This window comes from Sphingobium tyrosinilyticum (genome assembly GCF_042654265.1).
GTDB lineage: Bacteria > Pseudomonadota > Alphaproteobacteria > Sphingomonadales > Sphingomonadaceae > Sphingobium > Sphingobium tyrosinilyticum.
Window position 1 is genome coordinate 1 of sequence record NZ_JBHSFZ010000036.1, and the last position, 5,428, is coordinate 5,428.

Consider the following 5,428-nt stretch of genomic DNA (forward strand, 5'->3'; position numbering starts at 1 on the left):
AGATCGTCTCATCATCCATATTCATCTGTCCCGTCCTCCTTCCGGAGGGGGCCAGTTTTCAGTGACGCGAGGGGGTCAGTTTTGCATGTCGCCTAACAGATTCGAGTGGGCGGTTTCGATTTGAAGCGCGACATCCATGGCTTCGTCATAGGTCCGACCTACAGCGAATTGCGTCACCTTGCCGCCACGCCTTGCTCAATAGCGGACCATCGCCTATCCACCCAAGTGGGACATCCGGACACTCAATGAGCACCCGCTTGACTCCCCCTGTTGTGCATCTCACCTTTCCTGCATGTGCAACCGAGCTGAACGCGGCGACACGCAGAAGGTGCTGAACCTGTTCGGTGCTAGGAAAGGCGCGCGTTTCAACGAGGGACCGCTTCAGACCCATCCAGCCCAGCCCGGCACAGTTATTCGCCTCGAGGATGGTGAGCGGGTGCTGGAGCAGATGACCTGGGGCTTCCCTGTCGCGCTCCCCAGCAAGCGAGACCCGACGAAGAAGAACAAACCGAAGCCCGTGAACAATGCCCGGTTCGACAAGCTGGGCACCTTTTGGAAGCGCTGGACGGTCAACCCGAGGAATCGCTGCCTGATCCCGACCGCGCGGTTTGCCGAAGCGATCGGCGAGCCGCGCCGCATGACCGAGGCATGGATCTCAGTGAAGGATCAGCCAATCTTTGCCTGGGCGGGGCTGTGGTCGAACAGTGATGAATGGGGCTCAGTTTATACCGGCGTCATGACGGAAGCCTGCATCGAACTGATGGATGTTCATGATCGCTCGCCGGTCATTATCGACCCGGAGCATTGGGACACATGGCTGCATGCGCCCCTCGAAGAACTATATCAGTTCCACCAGCCATACCCGGGTGAACGCCTGCTTGTTGAGCGCACCGACAATCTATGGTTCCAGCGGCCGGGCAGCACGCCCGCCTCTCCTACATTCCTGTGAACGGGGAATGAGCGGGGTATTCGCGCGTTGTTCGCCCCAAAGGAGAGATTCCATGAGCGACGACAAGACCAAGACCGGCCCCCGTGATGCCAATCGGGTTTCGATGGGCGAGGACTATAAGGTTTAATATTGGACCAAGCGGTTCAACGTGTCGCGCGACCAGTTGCAGGACGCTGTGCGGGAAGTGGGGAACGGCGTCGATCAGGTCGCGGAATATTTCCAGCGCAAGGGGTGAGAGCCAGCCAGCCTCAAAATTCCAGATCGCGCCGCTCCATTTCTTCGATGAGGGCCTGACTCTCCGGACTCAGATGCTCATGATCCTCGCAGGAACACCAGGCGCGGATGAGTTCGTCGTCTCGCATTTGAGCAAGTTCTAGAGTGTCGTGAGGATCATCCATGCTCAGCCCCTTGCTTCACAGCCACTGATGAAGGCGGCTGACGCTACGGCAAGTGACGGTTAACGTCGTTCGGGTCGCTAAGTTCCTCGCAAGCACCCCGCCTGTCGTTCCGGGTTCATCACCTCAGCCACGGCGTCATAGCTTTCCTCCAGCTCCAGCTGCCGTCCGTCAGCGAACACGACCAGCGTCCCGTTATCGGAGGGTTGGAAATAGTCGATTTGCGCCATGTTCACGGTAACGGGGTTGCCATCGACCAGGGTAAACTCCGCCACAGCGGGAGCTTCGGTCATTGATAGCCCCCTTCCTGCTCGCGCTTCTCGGCTGCATCCTCCTGGGCATCCTCCATGTCCCTCTTCTCCTCATCTTGCTGAGACTGCTGCACTTCAGCGTCCTTGGGATCTGGAACCATGATTACCCCCAATTGCATATTGGCAACGGGCCGCACTGGCGAAGGTTCCGCGACCCTTACCGCCGTGCAAACGAAGTGCTACGTCCCCGCGCGCAGCCGTTCGCGGATGCAAAAAAATACCCCATCTTTCGACGGGGCTGAGCAACAGCTCGTTAGAGAATGCCCGCTGCCACACGATGGGGCTGTTCTACGGATGCCTTCGCCTCCGGTTCCGACCGTCCCAACATGTGTTAGCAAATGCAGCATGGGGCTGCGGATCTGGCCCCTCATACTTCGATCAGTTCAACCGTGCCGGTTAAGGTGCTGCCAACTTCGATTGGATAAAACAGAATGAATGAGCCAGCTTCGAGGCTCAGAGCATTTTCGCTAGCCCAATCCTGAAGCTCAAGAAATACGGCTTCTTCCACGCGCCATTTAAGATTTGCGCCCGGGATCGGGATTTTACGGGAATATTCTGTGTAAAAGTCCGCAAGAAAACGCATAGCCACCCCCAGCCGTGAGGCTGGAGAGCTACTCTGCTATGACGACAAGCTTCCACAAACTCGGTTAAATCCAGGTAATTTTCCGTAGTTCAGTAACAGCTCGCGCTACGCTAATGGCCCCTGCTTCGTTCCGGATGATCGCCCTTCGCCTCAGGCTGCTTTTTCCCGGTGTCGATCGTCGTCTTCAGACCACTATCTGCTCCGGTTTTTACGGCAGTGTCAGGTCTGTCTCCCTTGCCGCCGTCGCCGCCCCTGCTGCCACCCCCACCGCCGCCAGATGATGCAGCTATTGCTGTAGACGTTAGTGAGGTGGACAGCATGATCGTCATCGCAGGAGGCACTGTGACAGCAAAACGCCCGCAGTTTTGAAGAAAGCGCCGACGATCTTCACGCGCGCTCAAGCTAGTATCTTCCTCAGACATTACGGACCCCCATCGATCATCAACACCCGGGCATAGCATCGGAAGGCAGCCTTCGTTCCTTGGTCAAGAGTCGTACATCCTTGGTATTATGAGCCTGCGCATATCCACGGCCTGGCCGCGTTCCTGGCAGAGATAGAAATGCTCTGCCTCTTCCTTCGGATGCGGATGTTCCCATCGCAGCGCGTGCAACTCCTCGCGAGACATATCGCCGATCATAGCAGCTCCATCACAGTCGCATGGCGCAGCTTCTCTTCGCCCCGCAAGTGCCGCACCCGAGCCTGCAGCTTCGGCTCCAACCACCGCGCAGCCTTACGCTTCTCCGTCTTCACCGGAGGGCTCGATCGCTCCAACTTCTCCGCCGCTGCCCAAAACCGGTCGCGCTCGGTGGCGGTAAGCGTCAGCATGGCTCCGCCGACATATTCAAGCCCGTGGGGCGTCTCGCGCGCGCAGAGGGCAGTTGTGGGCCCGGGTCCCTGCTCCATCCCAACGATGATGAAGTGATCTTCTGTAAACGCCTTGGTCTTGAGACAGGACGTGCTGTAACCGCTGCGGTAGCGACTGTCCGCCAGCTTGGAGACGATGCCCTCCAGTTCTAGCTCTTCTGCCTGTTGGAAAAACTCGGGTCCGTGTCCGATGATGTGTTCGCTGACCTGGATGCGGAAGGCGGGGTCATGCTCCCCGATGAGCTCTTGCAACCAAGATCGTCGATCGATGCACCGCTCGCGACCGCGACTCCTGCCGTTCGAGTCGGGTTCCTCAGGCTATGACAACAAGAAAAGGGCCGCCCACGAGAGGCGGCCCCATTCTGCGTCGGTATCAGATCAGCGCTGCTGTCCACCCTGATCATCACGGCGTTCCTGCTGGCCGCCGCCCTGCTGCCGCCGCTGCTCATCCTGCTGATTTTGCTGGCCGGGGTTCCGGTCCTGCTGGCCGCCTTGTTGCCGGCCGCCTTGTCCGCCTCCGGTATCCTGCTGTTGCTGTCCAGGATTTTGGTTCTGACGTCCGCCCTGCTGGTTGCCCTGATTTTGATCCGCCATTTTGACGATCCTCTCATGTGCCGGGATGGCGGCCCTTCATACCGTATGATGGGAAGATGGACCGCTCGGGAGCGGTGAAGGGAGGCGCCGTAGCGCCGAGCCACCGCCTTGCTGAGACAGGTGGTGAGCCGCTTTGCATCGGCTTCGTGGAGGCATGTGTTTCTCGCCCAACGACTCGCAGGAGAGGCCGTGGTGAGAACGTCCGACGACGCCGCAAATCTACCGCAGCAGGACGCCCGCAAGGCGATTGACGCACTGCTCCGGGGCGATTGCCCCGACGCGATCCAAATCGAGCAAGAGATCGCCTTTCGGCATCCGCTGCGCGCCCTGGCGCTGATGCGCGCTCCATCTGTCATGCATTAGCCATCAACGCTAATCATTGCCTACGTGACGGCTGCCCGGAGCGATAATCCATTAGCTGATCGACGCGGCTCGCAATGTACTTCCATGCGTCCACGCCAGCGCTATCGCCTGCTGTGGCTAGTTCGCCAATCCGATTAGCGATGTGCAAAGGCGCGCAGCCGCGGTGCTGCTTGAGGACCTGCTGAGCGCAGGCCCATAGCTACCAATCATCCAGTAACACCCACCCCTCCGAACTGCCGTCCTACCGCGAGTCCCGAATGCCGGTACTTTCTCTTATGATGTGAGGGGCAGCAAGGGCTGCGATCAGTTCGGGACGAAAAGGCTACCGAAGGCGCAGATCGTCAACGCGAGAAGCAGTGCGAACTCCAGCCGAAGAGGCCAAGGGTTGCGACGTCGGATCAAGTCGCCGTAGCGATCCTTCCAGCGATAGCGGCTCATCGGCAGTCCCTCGCCAGCAGCCCACCGTCGTCCCACTTGGCGACATACTGCGCATGACCGCGCCTGATCTGCTCGCAGGCGACGTTCCGCCCGCCGATATAGACCTGCGCGAGCGTCCGGCCATAGCGATCCTGCCCCACGCGCTGAACGCTGATTTTTTCGCCCATCATTGCCTGAAGGCTGCGCTTGCTGGCTTGCCCATCACCGGGGACGCACGCTCTGCCCGGTCGGCAACCGTGGATCTCAGGAGCGTCGATGCCGAGCAGGCGGACACGTTCTCCACCTATACGCAGGGTATCGCCGTCCACGACGGTAACGGCAGCAGAGAGGAGGATGCCAGCGATCATCGCGGCAGGAATAAATTCCGCAAGCTGGAGGTCAAGCACGAAGTTACTTCCCCCTGACCTCTACTTTTTAGTACAATAAGCAGAACCACCATGTTCGTTGAAAATCCGCAGAAACGAGCAGTTTTGGCCAGATTCGGCTGCCGAGGGGTTGTCCAGGTTGTGGTACAGTGTGGGTGATTAGGGTCACCGCCAATCACCTAAGACTCTCTGAAGAGTGCGTCAGCTTGGCCACGGGAGACTTGTGGAGGAAGACCAGCAGGGGAGCGGCGGAAAGAAATTTTGTCAGAAGGAACGGCGTCTGAACGGGAGCTTGTTCGATTGCTTGGTCACTTACGCAGAGCGGGTAAGCACGATCTTTATGGCAAATCAAAGCCATTGGTAAGCGACGTTCTGGCTCGCTAATGGTGCTCCAGTGCTCCGATACACGCGCATCCTCAAGCACGATCAGGTCGTAGCATTGAGAGAGACTAGGTAATGACCGAAGGTCGCGTCCGTCAACGTGGTGTAATTGGGGTGTGGCCTCGGGCCGCATCGATCAGGCGGCTTTCGGTGTAATCTGTAGCGGCGGCGTCTCCTCGATCAG

The 5,428-nt window shown here is 58.9% G+C and carries 9 protein-coding genes and 2 pseudogenes; 3 read left to right on the plus strand and 8 right to left on the minus strand.

Translation table 11 applies throughout. The annotated features are described in order from the left end of the window. Positions 1 to 328 precede the first annotated feature (328 nt). On the plus strand, positions 329 to 949 hold the full coding sequence (locus ACFO3E_RS15070; RefSeq protein ID WP_380805761.1) for an SOS response-associated peptidase family protein: 621 nt from the start codon (positions 329 to 331) through the stop codon (positions 947 to 949). A gap of 139 nt (positions 950 to 1,088) precedes the next feature. Beyond that, positions 1,089 to 1,184 (plus strand): annotated as a pseudogene (locus ACFO3E_RS15075) (DUF3606 domain-containing protein); the annotation flags it as partial. A 13-nt stretch (positions 1,185 to 1,197) separates the two neighbouring features. Here the strand turns inward: ACFO3E_RS15075 and ACFO3E_RS15080 are convergent. The 6 genes from ACFO3E_RS15080 to ACFO3E_RS15105 all read right to left on the minus strand — a co-directional run bounded on the left by ACFO3E_RS15080 (position 1,198) and on the right by ACFO3E_RS15105 (position 3,697). Beyond that, positions 1,198 to 1,347 carry a hypothetical protein gene (locus tag ACFO3E_RS15080; RefSeq protein ID WP_380805764.1) on the minus strand — a complete coding sequence of 50 codons (150 nt, stop codon included), beginning with the start codon at positions 1,345 to 1,347 and terminating at the stop codon, positions 1,198 to 1,200. Positions 1,348 to 1,424: 77 nt separating this feature from the next. Further along, a complete protein-coding gene (locus ACFO3E_RS15085) occupies positions 1,425 to 1,637 on the minus strand; it encodes a hypothetical protein (protein WP_380805766.1) in 213 nt (70 codons plus the stop codon). Beyond that, positions 1,634 to 1,756, minus strand: a complete 123-nt coding sequence (locus ACFO3E_RS15090; RefSeq protein WP_380805768.1) for a hypothetical protein — start codon at positions 1,754 to 1,756, stop codon at positions 1,634 to 1,636. Before ACFO3E_RS15090 ends, ACFO3E_RS15085 begins: the two co-directional genes overlap by 4 nt. 266 nt (positions 1,757 to 2,022) lie before the next feature. Further along, entirely contained in the window at positions 2,023 to 2,238 is a 216-nt protein-coding gene (locus ACFO3E_RS15095) for a hypothetical protein (protein WP_380805769.1), read from the minus strand. 634 nt (positions 2,239 to 2,872) lie between these two features. Next, positions 2,873 to 3,355, minus strand: coding sequence for an ATP dependent DNA ligase (locus ACFO3E_RS15100; RefSeq protein WP_380805772.1), 483 nt, complete (start codon positions 3,353 to 3,355; stop codon positions 2,873 to 2,875). A gap of 126 nt (positions 3,356 to 3,481) precedes the next feature. Further along, a complete protein-coding gene (locus tag ACFO3E_RS15105; protein WP_380805774.1) occupies positions 3,482 to 3,697 on the minus strand; it encodes a hypothetical protein in 216 nt (71 codons plus the stop codon). A gap of 189 nt (positions 3,698 to 3,886) precedes the next feature. On the opposite strand from ACFO3E_RS15105, the gene ACFO3E_RS15110 reads away from it, so the two are divergent. After that, complete coding sequence (locus ACFO3E_RS15110; protein ID WP_380805776.1) at positions 3,887 to 4,060, plus strand: hypothetical protein; 174 nt, start codon at positions 3,887 to 3,889, stop codon at positions 4,058 to 4,060. Between the two features lie 13 nt (positions 4,061 to 4,073). Here ACFO3E_RS15110 and ACFO3E_RS15115 read toward each other — a convergent pair. Next, positions 4,074 to 4,247: pseudogene (locus ACFO3E_RS15115) on the minus strand (DUF6961 family protein); the annotation flags it as partial. Positions 4,248 to 4,494: 247 nt separating this feature from the next. Then, a complete protein-coding gene (locus ACFO3E_RS15120; protein WP_380805778.1) occupies positions 4,495 to 4,845 on the minus strand; it encodes a thermonuclease family protein in 351 nt (116 codons plus the stop codon). Positions 4,846 to 5,428: the final 583 nt, after the last annotated feature.